The organism is Mangrovicoccus ximenensis, assembly GCF_003056725.1.
In the GTDB taxonomy this organism is placed as follows: Bacteria; Pseudomonadota; Alphaproteobacteria; order Rhodobacterales; family Rhodobacteraceae; genus Mangrovicoccus; species Mangrovicoccus ximenensis.
Genome location: NZ_QBKZ01000002.1, coordinates 161,613 through 186,949 on the forward strand (window position 1 = coordinate 161,613; position 25,337 = coordinate 186,949).

General features: G+C 66.8%; 25 protein-coding genes, 2 tRNA genes and 3 pseudogenes. 22 read left to right on the forward strand and 8 right to left on the reverse strand.

Translation table 11 applies throughout. The features are described 5' to 3' along the window. Positions 1 to 318: 318 nt before the first annotated feature. Positions 319 to 813 carry a transposase gene (locus tag C7T91_RS33350; RefSeq protein WP_201742011.1) on the forward strand — a complete coding sequence of 165 codons (495 nt, stop codon included), beginning with the start codon at positions 319 to 321 and terminating at the stop codon, positions 811 to 813. A gap of 1,069 nt (positions 814 to 1,882) precedes the next feature. Here C7T91_RS33350 and grxC read toward each other — a convergent pair. After that, positions 1,883 to 2,143: a glutaredoxin 3 gene (gene grxC, locus C7T91_RS07175; protein WP_108258663.1), complete on the reverse strand. Its 261-nt coding sequence runs from the start codon at positions 2,141 to 2,143 to the stop codon at positions 1,883 to 1,885. Between the two features lie 890 nt (positions 2,144 to 3,033). Here grxC and C7T91_RS07180 point away from each other — a divergent pair. Further along, positions 3,034 to 3,465: pseudogene (locus C7T91_RS07180) on the forward strand (DDE-type integrase/transposase/recombinase); the annotation flags it as partial. Between the two features lie 208 nt (positions 3,466 to 3,673). On the opposite strand, the gene C7T91_RS07185 reads toward C7T91_RS07180, so the two are convergent. Then, positions 3,674 to 4,585, reverse strand: a complete 912-nt coding sequence (locus C7T91_RS07185; protein ID WP_108258664.1) for a ring-cleaving dioxygenase — start codon at positions 4,583 to 4,585, stop codon at positions 3,674 to 3,676. 249 nt (positions 4,586 to 4,834) lie between these two features. Between C7T91_RS07185 and carB the strand changes: the two genes are divergently transcribed. Further along, on the forward strand, positions 4,835 to 8,119 hold the full coding sequence (gene carB / locus C7T91_RS07190; RefSeq protein ID WP_108258665.1) for a carbamoyl-phosphate synthase large subunit: 3,285 nt from the start codon (positions 4,835 to 4,837) through the stop codon (positions 8,117 to 8,119). A gap of 129 nt (positions 8,120 to 8,248) precedes the next feature. Here carB and C7T91_RS07195 read toward each other — a convergent pair whose 3' ends face one another. The 3 genes from C7T91_RS07195 to C7T91_RS07205 form a co-directional block, all read right to left on the reverse strand. Then, a complete protein-coding gene (locus C7T91_RS07195; protein ID WP_161555784.1) occupies positions 8,249 to 9,268 on the reverse strand; it encodes a collagen-binding domain-containing protein in 1,020 nt (339 codons plus the stop codon). A 99-nt stretch (positions 9,269 to 9,367) separates the two neighbouring features. Then, positions 9,368 to 10,588, reverse strand: coding sequence for a cyclopropane-fatty-acyl-phospholipid synthase family protein (locus C7T91_RS07200; protein WP_330848822.1), 1,221 nt, complete (start codon positions 10,586 to 10,588; stop codon positions 9,368 to 9,370). 1,060 nt (positions 10,589 to 11,648) lie between these two features. Further along, complete coding sequence (locus C7T91_RS07205; RefSeq protein WP_108258667.1) at positions 11,649 to 12,779, reverse strand: M20/M25/M40 family metallo-hydrolase; 1,131 nt, start codon at positions 12,777 to 12,779, stop codon at positions 11,649 to 11,651. 236 nt (positions 12,780 to 13,015) lie between these two features. Here C7T91_RS07205 and C7T91_RS07210 point away from each other — a divergent pair, with 236 nt between their 5' ends. The 19 genes and pseudogenes from C7T91_RS07210 (at position 13,016) to C7T91_RS07300 (ending at position 23,320) form a co-directional block, all read left to right on the forward strand. Then, positions 13,016 to 13,471, forward strand: a complete 456-nt coding sequence (locus C7T91_RS07210) for a COG4223 family protein (protein WP_108258668.1) — start codon at positions 13,016 to 13,018, stop codon at positions 13,469 to 13,471. Positions 13,472 to 13,481: 10 nt separating this feature from the next. Beyond that, positions 13,482 to 14,939 carry a heme biosynthesis protein HemY gene (locus C7T91_RS07215; RefSeq protein ID WP_108258669.1) on the forward strand — a complete coding sequence of 486 codons (1,458 nt, stop codon included), beginning with the start codon at positions 13,482 to 13,484 and terminating at the stop codon, positions 14,937 to 14,939. A 63-nt stretch (positions 14,940 to 15,002) separates the two neighbouring features. Then, positions 15,003 to 15,078: transfer RNA gene (locus C7T91_RS07220), tRNA-Thr, on the forward strand. A gap of 724 nt (positions 15,079 to 15,802) precedes the next feature. Beyond that, a pseudogene (locus C7T91_RS07225) lies at positions 15,803 to 16,301 on the forward strand (hypothetical protein); the annotation flags it as partial. 174 nt (positions 16,302 to 16,475) lie between these two features. Then, positions 16,476 to 17,171, forward strand: coding sequence for a CDP-alcohol phosphatidyltransferase family protein (locus tag C7T91_RS07230; RefSeq protein WP_201742012.1), 696 nt, complete (start codon positions 16,476 to 16,478; stop codon positions 17,169 to 17,171). Between the two features lie 103 nt (positions 17,172 to 17,274). Beyond that, positions 17,275 to 17,348: transfer RNA gene (locus tag C7T91_RS07235), tRNA-Gly, on the forward strand. A gap of 187 nt (positions 17,349 to 17,535) precedes the next feature. Beyond that, entirely contained in the window at positions 17,536 to 17,745 is a 210-nt protein-coding gene (gene rpmC / locus C7T91_RS07240) for a 50S ribosomal protein L29 (protein ID WP_108258671.1), read from the forward strand. Between the two features lie 3 nt (positions 17,746 to 17,748). Continuing rightward, positions 17,749 to 17,982 carry a 30S ribosomal protein S17 gene (gene rpsQ / locus C7T91_RS07245; RefSeq protein WP_108258672.1) on the forward strand — a complete coding sequence of 78 codons (234 nt, stop codon included), beginning with the start codon at positions 17,749 to 17,751 and terminating at the stop codon, positions 17,980 to 17,982. A 98-nt stretch (positions 17,983 to 18,080) separates the two neighbouring features. Then, complete coding sequence (gene rplN, locus C7T91_RS07250) at positions 18,081 to 18,449, forward strand: 50S ribosomal protein L14 (protein WP_072708063.1); 369 nt, start codon at positions 18,081 to 18,083, stop codon at positions 18,447 to 18,449. Position 18,450: 1 nt separating this feature from the next. Then, on the forward strand, positions 18,451 to 18,756 hold the full coding sequence (gene rplX, locus C7T91_RS07255; protein ID WP_108258673.1) for a 50S ribosomal protein L24: 306 nt from the start codon (positions 18,451 to 18,453) through the stop codon (positions 18,754 to 18,756). After that, the gene (gene rplE, locus C7T91_RS07260; protein ID WP_108258674.1) at positions 18,756 to 19,316 is read left to right on the forward strand and encodes a 50S ribosomal protein L5; all 561 of its coding nucleotides are present in this window, start codon (positions 18,756 to 18,758) and stop codon (positions 19,314 to 19,316) included. Before rplX ends, rplE begins: the two co-directional genes overlap by 1 nt. Positions 19,317 to 19,332: 16 nt before the next feature. Then, on the forward strand, positions 19,333 to 19,638 hold the full coding sequence (rpsN, locus tag C7T91_RS07265; RefSeq protein WP_108258675.1) for a 30S ribosomal protein S14: 306 nt from the start codon (positions 19,333 to 19,335) through the stop codon (positions 19,636 to 19,638). 15 nt (positions 19,639 to 19,653) lie between these two features. Then, entirely contained in the window at positions 19,654 to 20,046 is a 393-nt protein-coding gene (gene rpsH / locus C7T91_RS07270; protein ID WP_108258676.1) for a 30S ribosomal protein S8, read from the forward strand. Between the two features lie 11 nt (positions 20,047 to 20,057). After that, positions 20,058 to 20,591, forward strand: coding sequence for a 50S ribosomal protein L6 (gene rplF, locus C7T91_RS07275; protein WP_108258677.1), 534 nt, complete (start codon positions 20,058 to 20,060; stop codon positions 20,589 to 20,591). A gap of 11 nt (positions 20,592 to 20,602) precedes the next feature. After that, complete coding sequence (gene rplR, locus C7T91_RS07280) at positions 20,603 to 20,962, forward strand: 50S ribosomal protein L18 (RefSeq protein WP_108258678.1); 360 nt, start codon at positions 20,603 to 20,605, stop codon at positions 20,960 to 20,962. 149 nt (positions 20,963 to 21,111) lie between these two features. Beyond that, on the forward strand, positions 21,112 to 21,675 hold the full coding sequence (gene rpsE / locus C7T91_RS07285; RefSeq protein ID WP_108258679.1) for a 30S ribosomal protein S5: 564 nt from the start codon (positions 21,112 to 21,114) through the stop codon (positions 21,673 to 21,675). 11 nt (positions 21,676 to 21,686) lie between these two features. Beyond that, positions 21,687 to 21,875, forward strand: a complete 189-nt coding sequence (gene rpmD, locus C7T91_RS07290; protein WP_108258680.1) for a 50S ribosomal protein L30 — start codon at positions 21,687 to 21,689, stop codon at positions 21,873 to 21,875. A gap of 277 nt (positions 21,876 to 22,152) precedes the next feature. After that, positions 22,153 to 22,929: an alpha/beta hydrolase gene (locus C7T91_RS07295; protein WP_108258681.1), complete on the forward strand. Its 777-nt coding sequence runs from the start codon at positions 22,153 to 22,155 to the stop codon at positions 22,927 to 22,929. A gap of 82 nt (positions 22,930 to 23,011) precedes the next feature. Beyond that, the gene (locus tag C7T91_RS07300) at positions 23,012 to 23,320 is read left to right on the forward strand and encodes an antifreeze protein (protein WP_108258682.1); all 309 of its coding nucleotides are present in this window, start codon (positions 23,012 to 23,014) and stop codon (positions 23,318 to 23,320) included. 2 nt (positions 23,321 to 23,322) lie between these two features. On the opposite strand, the gene C7T91_RS34990 is transcribed toward C7T91_RS07300, so the two are convergent. The 3 genes and pseudogenes from C7T91_RS34990 to C7T91_RS07310 all read right to left on the reverse strand — a co-directional run bounded on the left by C7T91_RS34990 (position 23,323) and on the right by C7T91_RS07310 (position 25,216). Continuing rightward, on the reverse strand, positions 23,323 to 23,880 hold the full coding sequence (locus C7T91_RS34990; protein WP_330848829.1) for a GNAT family N-acetyltransferase: 558 nt from the start codon (positions 23,878 to 23,880) through the stop codon (positions 23,323 to 23,325). A 90-nt stretch (positions 23,881 to 23,970) separates the two neighbouring features. Next, positions 23,971 to 24,216 (reverse strand): annotated as a pseudogene (locus tag C7T91_RS34995) (DEAD/DEAH box helicase); the annotation flags it as partial. A gap of 109 nt (positions 24,217 to 24,325) precedes the next feature. Further along, positions 24,326 to 25,216: a 5'-methylthioadenosine/S-adenosylhomocysteine nucleosidase gene (locus C7T91_RS07310; RefSeq protein ID WP_201742013.1), complete on the reverse strand. Its 891-nt coding sequence runs from the start codon at positions 25,214 to 25,216 to the stop codon at positions 24,326 to 24,328. Positions 25,217 to 25,337: the final 121 nt, after the last annotated feature.

Genomic DNA, 25,337 nt, shown 5'->3' on the forward strand with positions numbered 1-25,337 from the left:
CTTGCGGAGGTTTGGATGTGGCAGTGGAACAAGGGTTGCACGGAACGCACACGTCTGGATTGTATTCGGATTCCCGGAAATTCACAAACTTATGTTAAGTCCAAGGCGAATTCGGAAAGGCCTCGCGGCCGCGCCCGGCCGCAATCGGCTTCCGGCCCAACGGCTAGCGCGAAAATCACCGCCGGGACGTTGCCTCCCGGTTCGCCAAGATGGGATGGTTGCCGCCCTCTCCAGACGGCATCGCGATGTGCCAAGGTCGTGATGATGCAAGCCACGGAAGCGCAGAAGACGGCGGGATGGAGGATGCGATGGTCGGGAGTGGATCTGGCAAAGGACGTTTTCCGGGGTCACGGCGCTTCGAAGACCGGACATGTGAAGTTCCGCAGGAAGCTGACGCGGCTTCAGTTCCGGAAGTTCATGGCGGAGCTGCCACCGGCTGTCGCCGTGTTCCAAGCCTGCGGCAGCGCGAGCCATTGGGCGCGCGAGGTGGAGTCGATGGCACATGAGGCCAAGCTGATCGCACCGCAATACGTCCGGCCCTTCGTGAAGCGCCAGAGCGAGCATCGGCCATGCGCAAGTGGCTTTTGGGGTCCGCAACCTGCCGGCTTTCGCCAGCGCGCTGCCGGTGGGCAGGAGCGTTCTCATGAGCGCGGCGATGGCAACCTTTGCGGGTGTCCCAGCCTCGCGGAGCTGGGCGTGCCTGGCCTTGAGGCCAGGGTGCAGCGCATTGCGACGACGACAGGCAGGCAGCGCGCATCCCGCAACGGCTTGCGCCCCCCGCGGATGGCGGACCTGCCTTTCCATTGGCCGTAGGCGCGGCTGCAGGGGGCAAGGCCTGCGTTCCGTCGCGCCTTCCGATCCCGGGCGGAATGGTCAGGATCAGCGCCGTGGCGACAGGGCCGGGGCCGGGGAGTCCGGACCGGTCCGCGCCAGCGGCACATCCTCCGGCGGGGGCCGCTCCGGTCCTCCGCAGGAGGCAAACCGTCCCTGCGGACAGATTGGGGAAGGACCGGGCGGAGCCCCCGGGGGCCGGACGGGCGGAGCCCCACAGGATCTTGCGGGACAGGGCCATGGGGACGTCTTCGACGGCCAGCCTGGCAATCCCGGCCTCCAGCTCCGCGAGCTGTCGCTCGACGAAGGCCAGCCGTTTCGCGGGCTGGCGATCCTCGCGTTTTCTGATTGGCCGGCGAGCCCCTTTGATGCGGGTGTTCAAGCCATCATGCGCCCGGTGATCTGCACCCGGCGCCGATCCGCGAGACGGGTTGGCATGGCTGCGCAGCTTGCCGACGATGATGGCACGCGGCGCGCCGAACCGGCCGGCCAGCCCTTTGCGGAAGCGCCTTGCAGCCCTGGCGCTCCGCCGGGGCTGAAGCGGAATGCCGGGCACTTGGCCGTCCGCGCTGACGGCCTGCCGGAACCGGCGTGTCCCCGCGCGGATCGCGGTGACGACCTCATCGAAATGCCGCCTGCCGCGCCTGGCGCCGGTGGCGAAAGGGCGGCCAAATCGGTCGGCCCATTTCCGGACCGGTTCCCGGCTGGCGATCACGCCGCGCCCGGCCGTTCGCGCATTCGCTCGGAGCAATCGCGTTCATGCCCTCGCTCCGCGACATCCGCCGTGCCGAGCGCGAATCTATGGTGCGCCCGGACCGCGCAGGCAAGCAGCCCGCGCGGGAAGCGGCAGCCGTTCAAGAGCGGCATCCCGGACGGTGCCCTCATTCCGGATGCCCATCCAACAGAGGCATCCCGGACAAGCTGGCGATGCCCGACATGAATTCCTGCGCGACTTGGGAAAGCGGACCGGTCTCATCCACACCCGTGACATTCACCGTGGCGTTGCCGGCGGCCGGGCACTGCCATGCAGCGGTCTATCGACGGAATTGCCTCAGGAAGAGGCCAGCATCACGTCGAGCACGCCGGAACGGTCCAGCGCCATCAACTCGCTGCAGCCGCCGACATGCGTCCCGCCGATGAAGATCTGCGGCACCGAGTTCGATCCTCCTGCGCGGCCGGCCATCTTGCGGCGCAAGTGCGGCGAGACCGAGACGTCGATCTCGGTGAAGGCGGCACGCTTCGCTTTCAGGAGCTTCTTCGCCCGTGTGCAGTAGCCGCATGTGGGCGTAGTGTAGATGTCGATGCGGGGCATCCCGCTCTCCTTGTCTTAAGGACGGAGGCTCGGCGCGCCCGTTCCGGCCCGGCGCCACCTGTCAATCAAGTTTCCGTGCCGCTCAAGTCGGCACGCTTGGCTCGGCCGCGATGGCCACGGTCGCCGCGGCCGCCGACACCAGCCGCGCGGTCTGGCTTCGCGTCGGTTCTATCCCGGCCTGCGCCAGGTCAGACATTGTTCGGGCGCGGGCATGTCGCATGAACCCATCCGGCGCAGGACTGTCAAGTTCGGGTCGCAAATCGCGGGGAACCTTCGGCGTCGGCAATGTCGTTCTGGCGGCGGGCGGCACCTGGACGAAACGGCGGAGAAGGTCTCGGGCAGCCCCTTCCGGCTCCGGCACGCGGTGGAACGGCAGGGCGTCTCGCGGTACAAGATCCGCCAAGCAAGGCGGGACAAGCAGGCCGCCTCGGCCATTCGTCGCACAAGAGCTTCATCAACGGGATTGAAAACAGCCGATTGTCAGTCAGGATGCGGAAGCCTGCCATGGCAAGAATATCGTTCCCCGTGAGCACTGCAACGTCCCGCTTCCATCCACACGGCAACCGTCGAACGAGAATGATGCGGGAGAGGCCGCCGACCCAGTCGGCTCATTCCGCGACCATGGAGGCTAGGCTTTCCTGAGAACCGCCGGAAAGCCTAGCTATTCGCTGCCACCGGATAGAAGCTATCGATTCCCGGAAATAGGCAGCAGACATCGCTGGAACCGACCTGCGAGGCGCTCCTGCCACGTGCATTGGTCGACGTAACATCTCCCGGCCGTTCCAGGCTGTGGCGGGGCGGGCGGGGGCGTTCGGCGATCTGCGGGCGGCCGCCGGCGCCCATGCGGCCTCCAGCGCGGGCATAACATGGCTGCCCGTATCCCCGATCACCGCTCGATCGTCGGCTGGCGGGTGAGCACGTCCGCCCAGACGGGGTTCGTCTTGGATGCCCTTGAGCAGGCGGTTCATGATCGGCGCCCCACGAAGGCCATGGGGCTGGTTCACCACAGCGATCGCGGCGCGCAATATCTGTCCATTCGCTACACCGAAAGGCTGGGCGAAGCCGGCATCGAACCATCGGTCGGCAGTGTTGGCGACAGCTATGACAATGCCTTGGCCGAAACGATCAACGGCCTCTACAAGGCAGAAGTCATTCATCGTCGCGGCCCATGGCGCAGCTTCGAGGCCGTCGAATATGCCACCCTCGAATGGGTCGACTGGTTCAACAACCGCCGCTTGCTCGAGCCCATCGGGAATATCCCGCCAGCCGAGGCAGAAGCCAACTTCTACGCAGTTCTGGAAACTGAAGACATGGCCGCGTAACTAACGGCAATCAGCCTCCGGTAAACCCGGCGCGGTTCACCGCCACTTCACCGCTGAGTTCAAGGAGCAGGCCGNCAAGCATCAAAGTGCAGCAGATCGGCCTCCGGCAGACTCTGCGCGTGCTGGACGGCCGAGGCCCAGCGGCCATGGATCAGCACCAGCCCGTGCGACGCACGGGCCGGTGCGGCGCCGGCAAGCGCGATCGGCTTCATGCCGGCACCTTCAGCGGCGGCAGGATCCGCTCGATATCCGCGCGCCGGCCTTCGTATTGCGGCGGCAGCTTCAGATGCTGCCCGAGCGCGTCAGGCGCTTCGTCGGCGGCGAAGCCGGGCGGGTCGGTGGCGATCTCGAACAGCACGCCGCCGGGCGAGCGGAAGTAGATCGCGTTGAAATACTGCCGGTCGATCACCGGGGTCACCTGCATCCCGGCCGCCAGCAGCCGCTCGCGCCATTCAAGCTGGTCGGCATCGTCGGAGGCGCGGAAGGCGACATGGTGGATCGTCCCCTTGCCCTGGCGCGCGACATGGTCCGGCGCCCTGCGCATCAGGTCGACATAGGGCGCGTCGCCCGCCGTCTTCAGCCGCAGCCGTTCCTCGCCGCCCAGGGTCTCGTGGCCGATCTCTTCGTAGCCCATCACATCGGCCAGCAGGTCGCGGGTCGGGCCGATGTCCTCGAGCCAGAGCGTGACGCCGTGGAACAGCCCCGGATGGTCCGGCGCGGCCTCGTCCTCGGCGATCTCCACCGGCGCGCCGTCGGGATCGCGCAGGATGATCACGCGGCTGCCGAAGCGCTCGGACGGGCCGTCGAAATCGACCGCGCGGTCCGCCCAGTGCCGCATCCAGTCGTCGAAGGAACGCGGGTTCAGCCCGTAGGCATAGGCCGAGGCCATGCCCGGCCCGGCATGGCCGGGACCGGCATCGACGAAGGGGAAGAAGGTCAGGATCGAACCGGGATCGGCCGCCTGCGTGCCGTAATAGAGGTGATAGGTGTCGGGCGCGTCGAAATTCACGGTCTGCTTCACCAGGCGCTGGTCCATGACCTTGGTGAAGAAATCGACATTCTCCTGCGGCGGGCCGGAGATTGCCGTCACATGATGCAGGCCCTTGATCTGGTCTTTCATCGGGTCCTCCTGTGGCTGGTGTTTACGCTCACATAGTCGCGGCCGCCGCTCAAGTCCTCTTGCAGGGGCGCACAGCCGCTCTGCCGGAACCGCGGAAGCGCCCGCCGGACCCGTGGCGGAGACCCGCGGCAGGCGGAGTTTCCCCAAGGCCGGCCTTTTCGTGGCAATCGGGTCCTGCGGCACTTGCGCCCTGTCCTGCCTTGACTATAACGCAGGCGATTTGCCCACTCCTGAGTCAGAGGCCGCACCATGCCCAAACGCACCGACATCTCTTCAATTCTGATTATCGGTGCCGGGCCCATCGTCATCGGGCAGGCTTGCGAGTTCGACTATTCCGGCGCCCAGGCCTGCAAGGCGCTGCGCGAGGAAGGTTACCGGGTCATCCTGGTCAACTCGAACCCGGCCACCATCATGACCGATCCGGGCCTGGCCGACGCCACCTATATCGAACCGATCACCCCCGAGGTCGTCGCCAAGATCATCGAGAAGGAGCGTCCCGACGCGCTCCTGCCGACGATGGGCGGCCAGACCGGCCTGAACACCTCGCTGAAGCTCGAGGAAATGGGCGTTCTCGAGAAATTCGGCGTCGAGATGATCGGCGCCAAGCGCGAGGCCATCGAGATGGCCGAGGACCGCGCGCTGTTCCGCGAGGCGATGGACCGGATCGGGCTGGAAAACCCGAAGGCCGACATCGTCACCGCGCCGCTGCGCGAAGACGGCAGCCGCGACATCGCCGCGGGCCTGAAGATCGCGATGGACTCGCTCGAGCATATCGGCCTGCCGGCGATCATCCGTCCCGCCTTCACGCTGGGCGGCACCGGCGGCGGCGTCGCGTATAACCGCGACGACTACGAATACTACTGCCGCACGGGCATGGAAGCCTCGCCGGTGGGCCAGATCCTCGTCGACGAAAGCCTGCTGGGCTGGAAGGAATACGAGATGGAGGTCGTCCGCGACAAGGCGGACAACTCGATCATCGTCTGCTCGATCGAGAACGTCGACCCGATGGGCGTCCATACCGGCGACTCGATCACCGTCGCGCCCGCGCTGACGCTGACCGACAAGGAATACCAGATCATGCGCGCCGCCTCGATCGCGGTGCTGCGCGAGATCGGCGTCGAGACCGGCGGCTCGAACGTGCAATGGGCGGTGAACCCCGAAGACGGCCGCATGGTCGTCATCGAGATGAACCCGCGCGTGTCGCGCTCCTCGGCGCTGGCGTCGAAGGCCACCGGCTTCCCGATCGCCAAGATCGCCGCGAAGCTGGCCGTCGGCTACACGCTCGACGAACTGGACAACGACATCACCAAGGTCACGCCCGCCTCCTTCGAGCCGACCATCGACTATGTCGTCACGAAAATCCCGCGCTTCGCCTTCGAGAAGTTCCCGGGATCGAAGCCCGAGCTGACCACCGCGATGAAATCGGTGGGCGAGGCGATGGCAATCGGCCGGACCTTCCACGAATCCGTGCAGAAGGCGCTGGCTTCGCTCGAAACCGGCCTGACCGGCTTCGACGAGGTCGAGATCCCCGGCGCGCCCGAAAAGGTGGCGATCACCAAGGCGCTGAACGACAAGACCCCGGACCGCATGCGCGTCATCGCCCAGGCGATGCGCCACGGCCTGTCGGATGACGAGATCCAGGCGGTCACCGCCTTCGATCCGTGGTTCCTCGCGCGCATCCGCGAGATCGTCGAGACCGAGGAGCAGGTGCGCCGCGACGGCCTGCCGGTCACCGAGGAAGGCCTGCGCCACCTGAAGATGATGGGCTTCACCGATGCCCGCCTGGCCAAGCTGACCGGCCGCGACGAGGACAACATCCGCCGCGCGCGCCTGAATCTCGGCGTCACCGCGGTGTTCAAGCGGATCGACACCTGCGCCGCCGAGTTCGAGGCGCAGACCCCCTACATGTACTCCACCTACGAATACCCGGTGATGGGCGAGGTGGAATGCGAGGCGCGTCCGTCGGACCGCAAGAAGGTCGTCATCCTCGGCGGCGGTCCGAACCGGATCGGCCAGGGGATCGAATTCGACTATTGCTGCTGCCATGCCTGCTTCTCGCTGTCCGGACAGGGCTACGAGACGATCATGATCAACTGCAACCCCGAGACCGTCTCGACCGACTACGACACCTCGGACCGGCTGTATTTCGAGCCGCTGACCTTCGAGCACGTCATGGAGATCCTGACGACCGAGCAGAAGGCCGGCACGCTGCACGGCGTGATCGTCCAGTTCGGCGGCCAGACCCCGCTGAAGCTGGCCAATGCGCTCGAGGCCGCGGGCATCCCGATCCTCGGCACCACGCCGGACGCGATCGACCTGGCGGAGGACCGCGAGCGCTTCCAGGCGCTGGTCAACCGCCTCGGCCTGAAGCAGCCGAACAACGCCATCGCCTCGACCGACGCGCAGGCCTTCGCGGCGGCGGCCAAGATCGGCTTCCCGCTGGTGATCCGCCCGTCCTACGTGCTGGGCGGCCGCGCGATGGAGATCGTCCGCGACCAGGCGCAGCTCGAGCGCTACATCGCCGAGGCCGTGGTCGTCTCCGGCGACAGCCCGGTGCTGCTCGACAGCTACCTGGCCGGCGCGCAGGAAGTCGACGTGGACGCGATCTCCGACGGCACCGACGTGCATATCGCCGGGATCATGCAGCACATCGAAGAGGCCGGCGTCCATTCGGGCGACAGCGCCTGCTCGCTGCCGCCGCATTCGCTGAGCCCCGAGATCATCGCGGTCATGGAAGAACAGGCCCGCGCGCTGGCGCTGGCACTGAATGTCCGCGGCCTGATGAACATCCAGTTCGCGATCAAGGACGACGAGGTCTACCTGATCGAGGTGAACCCGCGCGCCTCGCGCACCGTGCCCTTCGTGGCCAAGGCCGTGACCTCGCCGATCGCCGCGATCGCCGCGCGCGTGATGGCGGGCGAGCCGCTGAAGTCCTTCGAGGGCGTCGAGGGCGGCCTGGTCGACTACCGCACCGGCCGCTTCGCGGTGAAGGAGGCGGTTCTGCCCTTCGCGCGCTTCCAGGGCGTCGACACGCTGCTCGGCCCGGAAATGCGCTCCACCGGCGAGGTGATGGGTTCGGACGAGGACTTCCCGATGGCGTATCTCAAGGCGCTTCTGGGGGCGGGCACGACCCTGCCGTCTTCGGGCAAGGTGTTCCTGTCGATCAAGGACGAGGACAAGACCCCCGTCCTGGCCGAGACCGCGCAGGTCCTGACCGAGATCGGCTTCCAGATCATCGCGACCCGCGGCACGGCGGCGTTCCTGTCGGAGCAGGGCGTTCAGTCCGAGGTGGTCAACAAGGTCTATGAGGGCCGCCCGAACATCGTCGACGTGCTGAAGGATGGCGGCATCGCGATCCTGATGAACACGACCGAGGGCAACCAGTCGATCGAGGACAGCCGCGAGATGCGCAATGTCGCGCTGATGAACCGGATCCCGTATTTCACCACGCTGGCGGCCTCGCATGCCGCCGCGCTGGCGATGAAGTCGCGGCTGAGCCACGACATCGGGGTGAAGGCGCTGCAGGAGGTGTAAGCCTCCGCCGCTCCGGCCCAACCGCAGGACAGGAAGGCCCCGGCATCGTCCGGGGCCTTTTCCGTTCCGGCGGGCTGGCATGAAAAAGCCCCGGCATTGCCGGGGCTTCCTGATCGCAGGGTGGCGCGGTCAGGCCCGCTTGCGGCGCCGTGCCAGGAAGGCCAGGAGGCCGAGCCCGCCCGCCGCCATCGGCAGCGCGGCCGGGACCGGCACCGAGGTGACCGGCGGCGGCGGCGAAACGATGGTGGTCGGCAGCGTGCCCCCATAGGTGTAGCTGTCGTTGTAGGGACGGACCTCGCCGCCCAGCACGACATCGGAGGCCACGATCACGCCGTTGCTGCCGCCCGGGGCGGTATCGACAAGCGCGCCGGTGGCGAGGATCGCGCTGCGCCAGGTCGAGGTGAAGTTGAGGTAGTCCGCCTCGTAGAAGTTGAACAGGACCGACGGCGTGTCGGTGTTCATCATGGCGCCCAGATTGCCGAGGTCGGTGCCCGCGACATTGATGATGAAGGTGCTCGCGCCGCCGCTCAGGTCGAAGGTGATCTGCTGCTGCTCGTTGAGCATCTGCATCGCCTGGCTGCGGCTGATGTTCAGGACCGCGATGCCGTCCTCGTCCCCGGCGCCGGAGGTGAAGGACTTGAAGTTCATCGCCGTGTTGAAGCCCGTCCCGGACGTGCTTTCCAGCGAGGCGAGATTGCCGGACAGCGCGGTGAAGGTGCTGACCATCTCGTCGACGGGAATGCCGGCGGGCGTGTTGGTGCCGACGCCCGACTGCAGCCCGCCGGAGCCTTCGCGGCGCCCGGAATAGGACGAGCCGATCACGATGTCGCCGCGCATGGCGCCGCCGAAATTGCCGCCGGCCTCGCCGCCGACGATCAGTGCGCCGGTGACGTCGCCGACCGTGCCGGGCGCCATGTTGTCGGTATTGATCGAGGTGGGGGTGCGCGGCGAGGTGCCGGTTGCGCCCGTATTGTAGTCGTCGCCCACATAGACGGTGCCCTCGACATGGTCGGTCGCCCGCAGGTCCATGTCGTCGAGCGCGATGATGTTGAAGGATTTCATCAGCTGTTCGGCGTCAAGGCTGGCAGCGGAGGCAGCAATGGGGGCCAATGCGATGGCCATTGCAATGAGGGAGGGTGCAAGTTTCATCTGAAAGTTTCCTGGCTTGTCGGCCGGGGCCGGAGCATTACTGGCGCCGTGATATTCGATCACTGCCGGGTGTCCAGATTTTATTGACATCGAAACAATTTATTTAGAAATCAAAATTCTGCATTTGTTAAACGGTTTAAATCTTTGATTGTGCATGTTTTGAGCGGGATGCCCGCAGGTTGCCGGGCGCGCGAAACAGTCCGGCCGGACGGCACAGCCGGCGTCGCGGAGGCGCCCGGCGCCGCGGTCTGCCGGTGCGCAGAGATAATCCCGCGTCAGCGGCACCGCGGTCTGGTTCTTCGCCAGCTGGAACTGGAACACCGCCAGGCGGCCATGGCGGAAGGTCATCTCGCAGGCGACGTGGCAGAAGCGCCACATCCGGTAGAATTTCTCGTCGAACATCGCCTCGATTTCGGCCCTGTGCGCCTGCACCCGCAGGTTCCAGTGGCGCAGCGTCTCGGCATAGTGGAGGCGCGGGATCTCCAGGTCGCAGGGATAGAGCCCCGAATGCTCGATATGCGGCGCGGTCTCGGACAGGGACGGCACGTGGCCGCCGGGGAAGATGCGCTTGAGGATCCAGGGGCTGACCGGCACCGGTTCGGCGGTGCGGCCGATCGTGTGGATCAGCGCCACGCCCTCCGGGGCCAGCTTGTCGGAGACCTGCCCGAAATACTCGCCATATTGCGGGATGCCGACATGCTCGAACATGCCGACCGACACGATCCGGTCGAACTGCGCCTCGACCTCGCGGTAGTCGCGCAGCAGAATTTTCACCCGGTCCCCGAGTCCTGCCGCCTTCACCCGCGCGCAGGCCAGCCGGTGCTGGTCCTCCGACAGCGTCACGCCGGTCACGCGGGCGCCGAACTCCTGCGCCAGCGTGATCGCCATGCCGCCCCAGCCGCAGCCGATGTCGAGAACCGACATGCCCGGCTCCAGCCGCAGCTTGCGGGCGATATGGCGCTTCTTCTGCAGCTGCGCCCGGTCCAGCGTGTCGTCCGGATGCTCGAAATAGGCGCAGGAATACTGCATGTCAGCATCGAGGAAGAGCCGGTAGAAATCGTTGGACAGGTCGTAGTGATGCGCCACGTTCGATTTGGCGCGGGTGACGGAGGTGATCTGTCCGAGGCGGCTCGCCAGCTTGCCGGGGCGCAGTGCGCGCAGCCGCCGCCCGGTGCCGTTCATGTTCTTCAGCGCGAGAGCCAGCAGCCCGCCGATATCGTCGTTTTCGACCGTCAGCGTGCCCTCGGCATAGCTGTCGCCGAGCGCCATTTCCGGATCGGTCACGAATTGCCGGATGCGCCGTGGGTCGCTGAGCGCCACGCGGACCGGCGGCGCGTCCTTGCGTCCGCAATGGACCGTGCTGCCATCGGGGAGCGTTACCTCGAGCGCGCCCTCGGCGACAACGCTTCACTGGAGCCTGTCAAAGAGTGTCTGCCACATCGTCACGGTCACTTTCCACCAGAGAAGCCCGGTGCGGGACAGGTCTCGTGGACAAGGAAAGCGGTCGCGCGGCCTGTCACGGAAGGGACATCGGCAAAAGGGTAACGCAGGTTCCGGCCGGCGGGGGGGCACAACGGCGTGACGGCCGGGCGCGGGGCCCGGCGGTCACCACATGGTGGCGGCGGCGCGGTCCGGCCATGTGGGATCCCTTGTTCCTGAGAGTACTGTAACTCTCAGTCCGGGATCCGGGAGCAAGCTCAGCCGCGCAGGGACGCAGGGTCCCGGCCACGATCTCCGCCTTCAGCCCGTCCGGCCCCTTCCGGTTCCGCGCTGCGTTGCGCGCCCGTTCGCGGGACCCTCGAAACATGCGCTCGTTGGGAAAGCCGCTCCCTGCTCGCTGCAGGAAACCAGATCCCGGAACCGCCGCCTCGCAAACAGGTGGGGCTGCCGGGACATCCCTTGCGAACCGGCGGCCGGTGCCGGGGATGATCTGCCGCTCCGACCGCGGAGTTCAGTACGCGAGCGGCGACGGCCGGCGGTTTCCCGATGCCTGGACGGCAGCTGCCTCGATGAGCCGCACGAGCGACTGCTTGGAGTTCAAGCGGGTCCGCGCCAGCGGATCGAACGGTCCGGGGGCCCGTTCGAAGGCGTGAGACACGCGCCGGTGGAGAGCGCCCTCGGATCGCTGAAGGCCGAGCTCGTCCACCGCCCAAGGTTTGGTTACGCCGCGCGGCCAAGGCGTCGCTCTTCGACTGCATCGCCCCCTTCTGCAACAGGAAGCGCCGCCATACGAGCAGCGGCTGCCGCACGCCCGGGCAGGCAAGGATCGACATGGCCGCCGCGATGGCCGCATAGCGAATATCAGCCCGAAGGTCAGCCCTCGGCATCCCCTTGACCATGGCCGCCGCGTAGCTTCGCTCGGTGCGGCCGGCGACGATCTCTACCGGTTCGGCCCGGGCGGCGGGCAGGACGTGATCGACGATGCCTCGGGCAGCGACACGGTAGCCTTCGGGGCGGGCATCGATCCCGGCGACGTCGCGGTCCGCNGAACTGCGCTTTGCCGATGGCACGGTCTGGACCGATGCGCAGATCCTGGCGGCCTCGCAGGCGCTCGGCGCGGGCGACGATTCCGTCTTCGGGGCCCGCAGACTGCGGTCGGGATGCCGAGCCCGGCGAAGAACCCGGCCTCGGTGCCGTAGGCGACCTTGACGGGCGCGGGATCGGGCAGCAGGGCCGCAAGCCGCGCGATGGCCGGATCGGCCGGATCGGCGGCGAGGCCCGGGTAGCTGCCGGTTTCCGTGATCGAGATGCCCGCGGGCAGGCCCTCCGCGATCCGGGCGAGGATCTCCGGCGCGGTCTCAGCGGCAAGGTGGCGGATCTCGAATGCCACTTCGGCCAGTTCCGGCACCATGTTCAGCGCCACGCCGCCCGACATCTTCCCGGCATGCACGGTCGAGCAGGGCATGTCATAGGCGGCATCCCGCGCGCCCTCCCGCATCAGCCGGTCCTGCTCGCGCCGGAGCGCGCCGATCATGTCGCAGGCCAAGTGCAGCGCGTTGGCGAAATTCGGCGCCATCGCGGAGTGGCCCGGCTCGCCGCGGCAGGTGGCGAGGTAGCTTGCCTTGCCCTTGTGGCCGGTGCAGAGCCGCATCGAGGTCGGTTCGCCGACGATGCAGAGCTCGGGCCGCCCCAGCACCGGGATCACGCGGTCGATCATCTCCGGGATGCCCTTGCAGCCGATCTCCTCGTCCCAGCTGAGTGCGATCATCACCGGGCGTGCGGGCGGCGCCGCCTCCAGCCGTCCGGCCAGCGCGAGCGCGCAGGCGAGGAAGCCCTTCATGTCGGTCGCGCCGCGTCCCACCAGCCGGTCACCGCGCGGCGTCAGGGTGAAGGGATCGGTTGTCCAGCTCTGTCCGGCCACCGGCACCACGTCGGAATGCGCCGACAGCAGCACGCCGCCGGTCCCGTCGCCGAACCGCGCCAGCAGCCCGGCCCTGGTGCCGTCGGCCGAGGGCACCCGCGTCACGGCGAAGCCGCAGCCCTCCAGATAATCCGAGACCCAGGAGATCATCTCCAGGTTCGGGCCGTCGGAGGAGCTCGGTTTCGGTCATGGCATGGCCTCATGGGTGATTTCGCCGCCGCAGACGGTCAGCGCCGCGCGGCAGGCTTGCGGTCCGTCTGCCAGCCCGGCGGGGTCGCCGTCGAGCAGCACCAGATCGGCCGCCATGCCGGGGGCGCCGCGAGGCCGAGGCCGCCGCCGAAGCCCGTGCCCAGGCTGCCGTCGCCCAGGCGGCGCTGGCGCAGGTCGTGGCAGCGCTGAATGCAGGCATCCCCTACGAGACCGCGCTGCCGGCGCTCGAGGAGGTGACCGAGGTTCCGCAGGTGCTGGCCGACAATGGCGCGACCGGCATTCCGACCGTCCTGCAGCTTCAGGAAAGCTACACCCCGGCGGCGCGCGCCGCGCTCGAGGCGTCGCTGACCACCACCATGTCCGAGGATCCGGGCAACCGCCTGATGGCCTTCCTGCGGACCCAGACCGGCGTCCGGTCGCTCGAGGCCCGCGAGGGCAACGATCCCGACGCGGTCCTGTCGCGGATCACCGCCGCGGTGGATGGCGGCGATCTGGAAACCGCGCTGGCCGAGTTTGCCGCGCTGCCCGAAGGCGGGCAGGAGGCGCTGTCGTCCTGGGCGGCCGAGGCCCGTGCCCGGGTCGATGCCGATGCCGCGCTGCCTGCCCTGGCAGCCGCCGTGAACACGAACTGAGGACGAGACCATGCTCTGGACCCTTATCAAGATCCTTGTCTTCGTGGCGGTCGTCGCGGCGCTGGTCTACGGCATCACGATCGTTGCCGGTTCCGGCGAAGACCTGACCGTGATCTTCAGCGGCTACGAAATTACCCTCGGCCCGCTCCAGGCGGTGATCGCGGCGCTGGCGCTGTTCGTGGCCGTCTGGATCGTGCTGCGGATCATCGGCCTCTTCGTGGCGCTGCTGCGCTTCATCACCGGTGACAAGACGGCCTTCACCCGCTGGTTCTACCGCCACCGCGAAAAGCGCGGCAACCAGCTGGTGACCGAGGGCATGCTGGCGCTGGCCTCCGGCGAAAGCCGCGTGGCGCTGCGCAAGGCGCAGAAGGCCGACGGCAAGCTGGCCGATGACGCGATCGCCACGCTGCTGGCGGCGCAGGCGGCCGAGCAGATGGGCGACCGCGCGCTGGCGATGGAGAGCTACAAGAAGCTGCTGTCGAACGACAAGACGCGCTTCGTGGCGATCCGCGGCCTGATGCGGCAGAAGCAGGCGGAGGGCGACGAGTCCACCGCGCGCAAGCTCGCCGAGAACGCGCTGAAGCTGAAGCCGGACAACTCCGAAACGGCCGACCAGCTGTTCCTGATGCAGACGCATGAGAAGGACTGGTCCGCCGCGCGGGTGACGCTCGGCCTGAAGCGCAAGTACAAGTCCGCGCCGAAGGACCTGGCCAAGCGCCGCGACGGCCTGCTGGCGCTCTGCCAGTCCTGGGACCTGCGCCGCGAGGGCAAGCTCGACGACGCCCGCAAGGCGGCGCTCGATGCCGCGCGGGAGCTGCCGAATTTCGCCCCCGCCGTGGTCGAGGGCGCCAAGGCGCAGCTCGAAATGGGCGCCGGCGCCAAGGCGGCCCAGCTGATCCGCACCGCCTGGGCGGCGGAGCCCCATCCGTCGCTGGCCGCGGCCTATGCCGCGATCGAGCCCGAAGAGACGCCGCAGAAGCGGGTCAAGCGCTTTGCCGACCTGGTGAAGAAGGACCCGTCCCATCCCGAGGCACGGATGCTGATGGCCGAGCTGAACATCGCCGCCGAGGACTTCCCCGAGGCGCGGCGGTCGCTGGGCACCCTGGCCGACACCGATCCCACCGCGCGCGTCATGACGCTGATGGCGGCGATCGAACGCGGCGAGGGCGGGTCGGACACGGCCGTGAAGGCCTGGCTGGCCAAGGCGGTCACCGCACCGCGCGGCAATGCCTGGGTCTGCGAGGTCGAGGGCGCGGTCTATGCCGAATGGCAGCCGGTCTGCGATGTCTGCGGCAGCTTCGACACGCTCACCTGGAAGCCGGCCCCGGCCTCCGAAGTGATGCCCGAGGTCGCTGCGGGGATGCTTCCGCTGATCGTCGGCGCGCTCGAGGACAAGGCTCCGGAGCCCGGTCCGGAGGATGCGGAAACCGTCGAGGGCTCCGCCGAAGATTCGACCGAGAAAGCGTAATTTCGGTCTTTCGCTGGTAGCAGGGATTTGCTACCAGCCCCTCCACGGTGCTTCGCGCACCGCGCCGCAGTAGCTCAGCTGGTAGAGCACGTCATTCGTAATGATGGGGTCGGGGGTTCGAGTCCCTTCTGCGGCACCACTTCCTTCCCAGACAGTCATTGGACCATAAGAGTGCGAATTTGGAGCATTGAGCGACCAAACTGCAGTCAATATGGGAAATTCAACACACGACAATGACGGGATTGGCACGATATCCTATCATCTGGGCGTGTCGCCGTTTGATCCGCGTTTGAGATCGGCTTTTTGGGTGATTCAAGCGCAGTCGGCATTCAGGAATCGTACCGGATCATCTCCCCTACTTATCGTTGCCGGCCCTTTCTAGGCTGACGACCCTGGAACGGGGCATGACCTCTGCAAGCTCATATTGCTACCGGACATGACGGTGCAGTACTCAAGCGCCCGGCTCCGGCCTGCAATGAGATTCAGACCTCTCGACACTTCGCCGGAGGCCGGGAGCGGACCTGGCGTAAGCAGCCGTTCGACCCTCTCCGCAGCATCCTCTCGCAGCCGAACTCAACCTTCGCGCACAAGGACGACGCCCTCGCCGGGTCGTGGCCAACGGGCTTGTTGCGCAAATGCGGCCTGGGATTCACGGCGCGAATCCGGCATGATAGCTGGCGGCCATGAGCAGACCGGCGAAGACCAAGTACAAGACGACCAACTGGCGTAGCTAGCGAGCCGTTGCGCGCCACCGGTCCGAGCGCAGCAGCGAGCGAGGCGCTGAGGCGGCGCGGCTCGCTGACCGTCTGGTCCGATCCCGAGATGCAGTGGGACGCAGTAGCGTCCGGGCGAACCGGCGAGGGATGCTGCCGGACCTGCTCGCCCAGATCCCGGCGGACGAGGAGATTGCCACCGTCACGGCAGACGGTGCCTACGACACGCGCGGCTGCCATGATGCCATCTCGGCCCGCGGCGCGGCGGCGGGTCGTCGGGCAAAAGGTCCCCCGGACCTTTTGCTGAACCTCCTCACTTCCGCACCGCCGAAATGCGCGACCATGGAAGCCGGACACGGCGGGAGCCCGGGCGCGCAGCGAGATCCTGCGAGCATCGAAGCACTTGGGCCGGACACTCTGGCGGAACTGGAGCGGGCACCACAGCCGCAGCATGGTGGAGATATGACGCGGACCGGGCAAAGGTCCGGGGGACCTTTGCCCCGGCGATTGAATGAGCTGCGTGAAGCTGCTCGGGCAGCGGCTGATGTCGCGGGACTTCGACTGCCAGGTGGCGGAGGTCCAGATCCGGGTGGCGGTCCTGAACCGCTTCACGGCGCTCGGCATCCCGATGACGGTGGCTGCAGGGTAAGTGTGTCCGGGGAAAGGGGGCCTCTGGCCGCTAGCTGATTTGCGCAACAAGGCCTTCTTATGGTCCAATGACACAGACATGTCCGGTCCTTTCCGTCGCGCGCCTGCGCGGCAGGAACGATTGCGACCGCAGCGGCGCTTGCATCCCCGGGCGCAAACGGGCACTCCCTTGGGCATGCGCTTCCGTTCCTATTCCGTGCACCTGTTCACCGCGCTCGGCGCCTCCCTTGCCATGCTGGCCCTGCTGGAGGCCGCGTCCCAGGACTGGGCCATGATGGCGATCTGGCTGGCCGTGGCCTTCGTCGTGGACGGAATCGACGGTCCGCTGGCGCGGCGCTACGACGTCACTGCCAACGCGCCGGTGATCGACGGGACGATCCTCGACCTGATCATCGACTTCCTCACCTATGTGATGATCCCGGCCTATGCGCTCTACGGCTCGGGGCTGCTGCCGGGCTGGACGGGCTGGTTCGTCGTGCTCTTCATCCCCTTCGTGTCCTCGCTCTATTTCGCGGATACCCGGATGAAGACCGCGGATTCCTCGTTCCGCGGCTTTCCCGGCTGCTGGAACATGGTGACGCTGGCGCTGCTGGTGATCCAGCCGCCCTGGCAGGTGATCCTGGTGCTGGTCCTCCTGCTGTCGGTGGCGCAGTTCCTGTCGCTGAAATTCATCCATCCGGTGCGGACGGCGCGCTGGCGGGCGGTGTCGCTGCCGGTGGCGCTGCTCTGGACAGGAGCCATCGGCTATGCCGCCTGGACCGGCTTCGCCCATGTGCCCGCGCTGACCGGCCTCGTCGCGGTCACTTCCGTCTACCTGCTCGGGGCGGGGATCGCCCAGCAGGTGATCTACGACCGCGGCTACGTCCGCTGAGGCGGGCCCGGCCTCCGGGCGGCCATCTCCGCGCATCCCAAAGAAAATCCGTGTCCTCGGGGCTTGCCTCCGCCTGCGGGTTCTTCTATGTCTCCGGAACGGCGCGGGTATGGTGAAATGGTATCACACGAGCCTTCCAAGCTCTTGGTGTCGGTTCGATTCCGACTACCCGCTCCAATCCCCTCATTTGCATAGCTGACAGGCCCGCCGCGCAGGCGCGCCGGGAAAACCGCATATGGGTACCGGAAAGCCTTGTCACGCAGCCGTCATGCGCGTATAGGGGCCGCTCATTCACCGACTCCACCGGAATCAGAGTGACCTCGAACGCAGGGGGCTCTCCGGTGATTGTGCAAAGGAAAAGGCGATGAACGCCACGGAACTTCGCGAGAAGACCCCGGATCAGCTGCGCGAGCAACTGGCCGATCTCAAGAAAGAAGCCTTCAACCTCCGCTTCCAGCAGGCCACCAGCCAGCTGGAAAACACCGCACGCATGCGCGCCGTCAAGCGTGACGTCGCCCGCGTCAAGACCATTCTCAACGAGAAGGCAGCTGCAGCTGCCCAAGCGGAGGCCTGATCCATGCCCAAACGCATCCTGCAAGGTGTCGTCACCAGCGCCGCGAACGAGCAGACCGTGACCGTTTCGGTCGAGCGCCGCTTCAAGCACCCGGTCCTGCAGAAGACCATCCGCAAGTCCAAGAAGTACCGGGCTCACGACGAGCAGAACACCTACAAGGCAGGTGACAAGGTCCGCATCATCGAATGCGCGCCGAAGTCGAAGACGAAGCGCTGGGAAGTGCAAGGCACCTGGTAAGGCGCCACGCTTTCAGTTGACTGGATACGACGGGCGGAATATTCCGCCCGAACTATTCGAAACCCTGGGACCCGTTCCCAAAGGTCGGGAGACTAACCATGATCCAGATGCAGACCAATCTGGATGTCGCTGACAACTCCGGCGCCCGCCGGGTTCAGTGCATCAAGGTCCTCGGCGGCTCGAAGCGGAAATACGCTTCCGTGGGCGACATCATCGTCGTCTCGGTGAAGGAAGCGATTCCGCGTGGCCGCGTGAAGAAGGGTGACGTGCGCAAAGCAGTCGTCGTCCGGACCGCAAAGGAAGTTCGCCGCGAAGATGGCACCGCCATCCGCTTTGACCGCAACGCTGCCGTTATCCTGAACAACAACGGCGAGCCGGTCGGCACCCGTATCTTCGGGCCGGTCGTCCGCGAGCTGCGCGCCAAGAACTTCATGAAGATCATTTCGCTGGCGCCGGAGGTGCTCTGAGATGGCTGCTAAGCTGAAAAAAGGCGACAAGGTCGTCGTCCTTGCCGGCAAGGACAAGGGCAAGCAGGGCGAGATCCAGTCCGTGAACCCGTCGGCAGGCAAGGCCGTGGTCGAAGGCGTGAACGTTGCCATCCGCCACACCAAGCAGAGCCAGCAGTCGCAGGGCGGCCGCATCCCGAAAGCGATGCCGATCGACTTGTCGAACCTCGCGCTGCTCGACAGCAACGGCAAGGCAACCCGCGTCGGCTTCCGCATGGAAGGCGACAAGAAGGTGCGTTTCGCCAAGACCACCGGGGAGACCGTCTGATGCTCGACGTGACCGATTACACCCCGCGCCTGAAGGCCCTGTACCGCAACGAAGTCCGTGCAAAGCTGCAGGAAGAGTTCGGCTACAAGAACGTCATGCAGATTCCGCGTCTCGACAAGATCGTCCTGAACATGGGCGTCGGCGAGGCCGTCAACGACACCAAGAAGGTGAAGTCGGCATCGGAAGACCTGACCGCGATCGCCGGCCAGAAAGCTGTCATCACCAAGGCGAAGAAGTCGATTGCAGGCTTCCGCGTCCGTGAAGGCATGCCGCTGGGCACCAAGGTGACGCTGCGCGGCGACCGCATGTACGAATTCCTCGATCGCCTTATCACGATCGCCATGCCCCGCATCCGCGACTTCCGCGGCGTGTCGGGCAAGTCCTTCGACGGCCGCGGCAACTACGCCACCGGCCTGAAGGAACACATCGTCTTCCCGGAAATCGAGTTCGACAAGGTCGACGCGGTTCGCGGCATGGACATCATCATCTGCACCACCGCGCCGACCGACGCGGAAGCCAAGGCGCTGTTGAAAGCTTTCAACATGCCGTTCAACAGCTAAGGCGAGGATCGAGGACATGGCAAAAAAATCCATGATCGAACGCGAGAAGAAGCGGGAACGCCTGGTGGAGCAGTATGCCGCCAAGCGCGAAGCGCTGAAGGAAATCGCGAAGGACGAGAGCCGTCCGATGGAAGAGCGCTTCAAGGCACGCCTGAAACTGGCGAAGCTGCCGCGCAACTCCTCGGCAACCCGGCTGCACAACCGCTGCCAGCTCACCGGGCGTCCCCACGCCTACTACCGCAAACTCAAGGTCTCCCGGATCATGCTGCGCGAACTCGGTTCCGCAGGCCAGATCCCGGGCCTTGTGAAGTCCAGCTGGTAAGGGAGGTTTAACCACATGAACGATCCTCTCGGCGATATGCTCACCCGCATCCGCAACGCTCAGCTGCGTCGCAAGTCCACCGTTGTCACGCCGGCCTCCAAGCTGCGTGCATGGGTTCTCGACGTGCTGGCCGACGAAGGCTACATCCGCGGCTACGAAGCCACGACGGGCGAAGACGGCCACCCGGCCCTCAAGATCAGCCTGAAGTACTTCGAAGGCACTCCGGTCATCCGCGAGCTGAAGCGCGTTTCCACCCCCGGCCGCCGCGTCTATGCCGGCGCCACCGAGATCCCGCAGGTCCGTCAAGGCCTGGGCGTGTCCATCGTCTCCACCCCGAAAGGCGTGATGACCGATGCGAATGCCCGTCAGGCCAATGTCGGCGGCGAAGTTCTCTGCACCGTTTTCTAAGGAGGGCAGAAATGTCTCGTATCGGCAAAAAACCGGTCGCCCTTCCTTCCGGCGTGACCGCAGACATCAAGGGCCAGACGGTCGAAGTGAAGGGCCCGAAAGGGACCCGCTCCTTCACCGCCACTGACCTGGTCAGCCTCGAACTGGAAGACGGCGCCGTCAAGGTGACCCCGGTCAACAAGACCAAGGTTGCCCGGCAGCAGTGGGGCATGACCCGCACCATGGTGGCGAACCTCGTCACCGGCGTGTCGGACGGCTTCAAGAAAGAGCTGGAAATCCAGGGCGTCGGCTACCGTGCGCAGATCCAGGGCAACACCCTGAAGCTGGCACTCGGCTACTCCCACGACGTGAACTTCGATGTTCCGGCAGGCATCACCGTGACCTGCCCGAAACAGACCGAGATCGTCGTCGAAGGCATCGACCAGCAGCTGGTCGGCCAGGTCGCAGCCAACATCCGCGAGTGGCGTGGTCCCGAGCCCTACAAAGGCAAGGGTATCCGCTACAAGGGCGAGTTCATCTTCCGCAAGGAAGGCAAGAAGAAGTAAGGACGGGCAACATGGCCAACAGCAAACGAGAGCTGTTCCTGAAGCGCCGGTTGCGCGTTCGGAACAAACTGCGGAAAATGGCAAACGGGCGCGCGCGCCTGTCGGTCTTCCGTTCGAACAAGAACATCAGCGTCCAGCTGATCGACGACGTCCAGGGCATCACCCTGGCCTCCGCCTCGACCCTCGAGAAGGATCTTGGTCTGGCAGGCAAGAACAACGTCGAAGCCGCAGCCAAGGTCGGCGCCCTGATTGCAGAGCGTGCCAAGGCGAAGGGCGTGGAAGAGTGCTACTTCGACCGTGGCGCATTCCTGTTCCACGGCAAGGTGAAGGCTCTGGCCGACGCCGCACGCGAAGGCGGTCTGAAGTTCTGATCGCGCGCCCCTCGGGGCGTGCCTTCATGACAGGACCTGTGCAGGCAGCGCCATTGGCGCTGCCTCGATGATCCGGGAGACGGGATCCGTCCCTCTCACCTGGATTGGGCAAAGACGGCGCCTGGCGCCTGAAACAAGGAAATTGCCACATGGCAGAACGTGAAAACCGCCGGGATCGCCGCGACCGCGACGAAGCACCGGAATTCGCAGATCGTCTGGTCGCGATCAACCGCGTCTCCAAGACCGTCAAGGGCGGCAAGCGCTTCGGCTTTGCAGCTCTGGTTGTCGTCGGCGACCAGAAGGGCCGCGTCGGCTTCGGCAAAGGCAAGGCGAAAGAGGTCCCCGAGGCCATCCGCAAGGCCACCGAGCAGGCGAAGCGCCAGATGATCCGCGTGCCGCTGAAAGAAGGCCGGACGCTGCATCACGACATCGAGGGCCGCCACGGCGCGGGCCGCGTCGTCATGCGCACCGCCCCGCACGGTACCGGCATCATCGCCGGCGGTCCGATGCGCGCCGTGTTCGAGATGCTGGGCATCCACGACGTGGTCGCGAAATCGACCGGGTCGCAGAACCCCTACAACATGATCCGCGCCACGCTGAACGGTCTCGGCCGCGAAGCAAGCCCGCGCCAGGTTGCGCAGCGCCGCGGCAAGAAAGTCGCCGACATCCTCCCCAAGCGGGATGACGCGGCGGCCGAAACGGCTGACGCATAAGGAGCGGACCCATGGCGAAAACCATCGTTGTCAAGCAGATCGGTTCCCCGATCCGCCGCCCGGAAATCCAGCGCAAGACGCTGATCGGCCTGGGCCTGAACAAGATGCACAAGACCCGCGAGCTGGAGGACACCCCCTCCGTGCGCGGCATGATCAACAAGATCCCGCAGCTGGTGGAGATCATCGAAGAGCGCGGCTGAGCCCCTCTTCGATTTCTACTCGGAACGCCCCGGCCCCAGTGCCGGGGCGTTCTGCGTTCTGGCCCCGGCATCTGCCGCAGGGCCGGAACCTGGCCCCCTCCTGCGCGNTCTGGTGGAGATCATCGAAGAGCGCGGCTGAGCCCCTCTTCGATTTCTACTCGGAACGCCCCGGCCCCAGTGCCGGGGCGTTCTGCGTTCTGGCCCCGGCATATGCCGCAGGGCCGGAACCTGGCCCCCTCCTGCGCGTTTGTTCCGCATCCAGACAGGAGATCCGCCCGTGCCCACGCTTCGCCAGATCGACATTTCCCATCGCGGCCTGACCCTCTGCGGCACCTTCTACCCGGCCGACCGCAGTCCGATGGGCACGGTGATGCTGGCCCATGGCTTTTCCGGCAACCGGATCGGGCCGGGGCGGCTGCTGTCGGATTTCGCGCGCCGCCTGCAGGCGGAGGGCTTCGCCGTGCTGGCCTTCGACCGGGCGGGACATGGCGAGAGCGAGGGCGCCTTCGCCGATGTCACCGTGCCCGACGAGCTCGCCCAGCTTTCCGAGATGCTCGACTATGCCCAGGGGCCGTCGCGCGCGCCTGTGCACCTGGTCGGCCATTCGCTCGGCGCGATGGAACTTGCCTGCCTTGCCGCAGAGCGTCCCGAGGACGTTGCCAGCCTGCATCTCTGGGCGCCGGCCGCGAATTTCGCCGACGAGCTGCGCGCCGGACAAATCCAGGGCCGGAGCCTTGCCGCCCTGGACGAGGGCCGTCCCTTCGATTTCCAGGGCCAGGCGCTCGGTCCGGCGTTCCGCGACACCGGGCTGGCCTTCGACCCGCTCGACGGGCTGGAGCGGATCGCCTGCCCGGTCAGCCTGCATCACGGAAGCGAGGATGCCATCGTTCCGCCGGCCGTGACCGAAACCTACCTGATGCGGCTGCCGCAGGCGGTGCGGCGGCTCTACCCGCTGGCCGATCACGGCTTTGCCCGGCATGACCAGCGCGAACCGCTCATGGCGGCGACGCTCGACGCCATTCTGGAGGCGGCAAGGGCGCGCCAGGCGGCCTGACGTCCCGGCAGTGCGCCGCGGGGTTTCTCCCGGAGCGCCCGGCAGGTAAGCTCCAATTCCGACAAGCAAGGCGAGCAGCAAGATGTACGACATGAAGGCGGCCGTTCAGGCTGCGACGACCTGGCAGGAATTCACGCTGTCCTACGGCCGCATGATGATCTCCGCCTCCGTGGTGATCCAGCAGCGCACGATGCAGATGGCGCTGGGAACGATGAAGCCGGAAGAGGCCGCAAGGATGGTCATGGAGAAGCCTGCGGCCTTCGCCAAGTCCTTCGAGATGGCGGCGCGCGCCGCGGCCGGCAGCAAAGGGCCGGCGGTGGCCGCTCTGGCGGCGATGCGGCCGATCGAGGCCAAGACCCGCGCCAACAGCCGGCGCCTGGCAAAGCGCTGAGTTCAGTCCTCGGGGCCGAAATCCAGCCGGGCGAGGCGCAGCGAGAAATCGTCGGGATCGAGCGACAGGCTCATCCCCAGCCGCTTCGCCAGGCCCAGCATCCAGCTGTTGTCGCCGGAGATGCTGCCCCAGACGCCCGAGGCGCCGCGCGCGCGGGCGACACCGATCACCGCCTCAAGGGATTGCCGCGCCAGCCCCATGCCCTCCGCTTCGGGCCGCAGCGAGACCGAGAATTCGGCGGGCTCGCCGCGCACCAGATCTGTGACGCGCGCGCCGCCAAGGATGTCGCTCTCCAGCTCGCCATGCCCTTCGACGACGAGGCAGACCGTGTGGCGGGGATTGGGCCGGCAGAAGGCATCGGCCATCTCTTCGGTCAGATGCGGCACCGGATGCAGCAGGCGGAACCAGCGGTTGCGCGGCGGCATTGCCTCGAATCCGCGGATCAGCGAAGGTGCATCCCCCGGCCGGATCGGCCGCAGGGTATAGGGCGTCCCGTCTGTGGCGTGAATGACCCGGGGCGGGGGCGGCATCTCGGTCTCCTGCATGGGGTTTGCGCCCATGATAGCGCCGGAGGCCACGGCATGCACGCTGCGTTGCGGCCTGCTCAGGCGGCGGCGCGGGCGCGGGCCTTGCGGCGCATCCGGCCGATCCGCCGCAAGTTCGCGAGTCGGCGCGACGACCAGCGCCAGCGGCGCGGCGGCCGGGCCGAACGTCTCGGCCTCGCCCAGGAGCGTCGGCGCGATCGCCAGGCCGAAGCCCACGGTCTTGCCGGAGCCGGTCTGCGCGGAAACCAGCAGGTCGGAGTCGGCCAGCTCGGGATCGGTGACGGCCTCCTGGACGGAGGTCAGGCTTTCATACCCGCGCTCGGCGAGGGCATCTTGGAGAGTCGGTATCATGGGGTGTGTCCATCGGGTCGGCGCGGGGTCCGTCCCGGCGCAAGGAATGCGGACCTCTAGCGGAAGCGCGGCGGTTTGTCCACAGGGAACCCCCGCGCAGCCTTACCTGTCACTCCAGCGCCGCAAGGAAGGCGGTGACCATCGTCGCCGAGTTCCCCGCGGCGAGCGCGAAGAAGGTCTCCATCTCGTTCGCCCCCTCGCCGCCGCCCGCGAGGTCCGACAGCGAGCGGAAGGCGATGAAGGGCACCCGGTTGGCCCAGGCGACCTGCGCGACGGCCGCGCTTTCCATGTCGACCACCTGCGCGTCGAAAGTGTCGAAGACGTATTCGCGGAAATCGGCATTGTCGAGGAAGGCCATGCCCGAGACGCCGTTGCCGCCGACCACCGCCCGCGGCGGGCTGCCGAGGCACGCGGTCTCGCCGGCGCAGGTCTCGAACTCGATCTCCGCGGCGACCTCGCGGGCGGTGGCCAGCAGCGCCGGGTCGGCCTCGAACCAGAATTTCCGCTCGGGCGCCTCGATGCCGTCGCGCATCACCTCCACCGGTTTCGGGAAGATCATGCCGTAATTGGGGAAATCGGTCTCGAAGAAGGGCAGCTCGAGATATCCCTGCGGCGTTTCCCGCGCCATCAGCGCCTCGAGATAGGAGCCCCACTGCCCGGCCACGACCACGTCGCCGACATGCAGCGACGGGTCGACGCCGCCGGCGATGCCGGAGAAGACGATCGCCGAGATGTCGTAATGGTCGAGCGCCAGCTGGGTGGTCATGGCGGCGTTGACCATCGAGATCCCCGACAGGAACAGCACCACCTCCTGCCCGGCGAGGCGCCCGGTGACGAAGGTGACGCCGTTCAGGCTGCCGCTTTCGGCGCCTTCCAGCGCCTCGACCAGCATGCCCCATTCCGGGGCGAAGGCCGACATGACGGCGATGCGGGACACATTCTCCTGGGCGGCGGCGGCAGCGGGAAGGGCGAGGCAGAAAGCGGCGGCGCGGACGATCATGGACGGGCTCCTGGAGACGGGGACGGCCTCAGGCTCGGGGCGGCGGCGGCGCAGGTCAAGCCCGGCGGACGGCCCGGAGGACGATTGTTCGATGGTTAACGAATCGCGCCCGGCGGTCGCC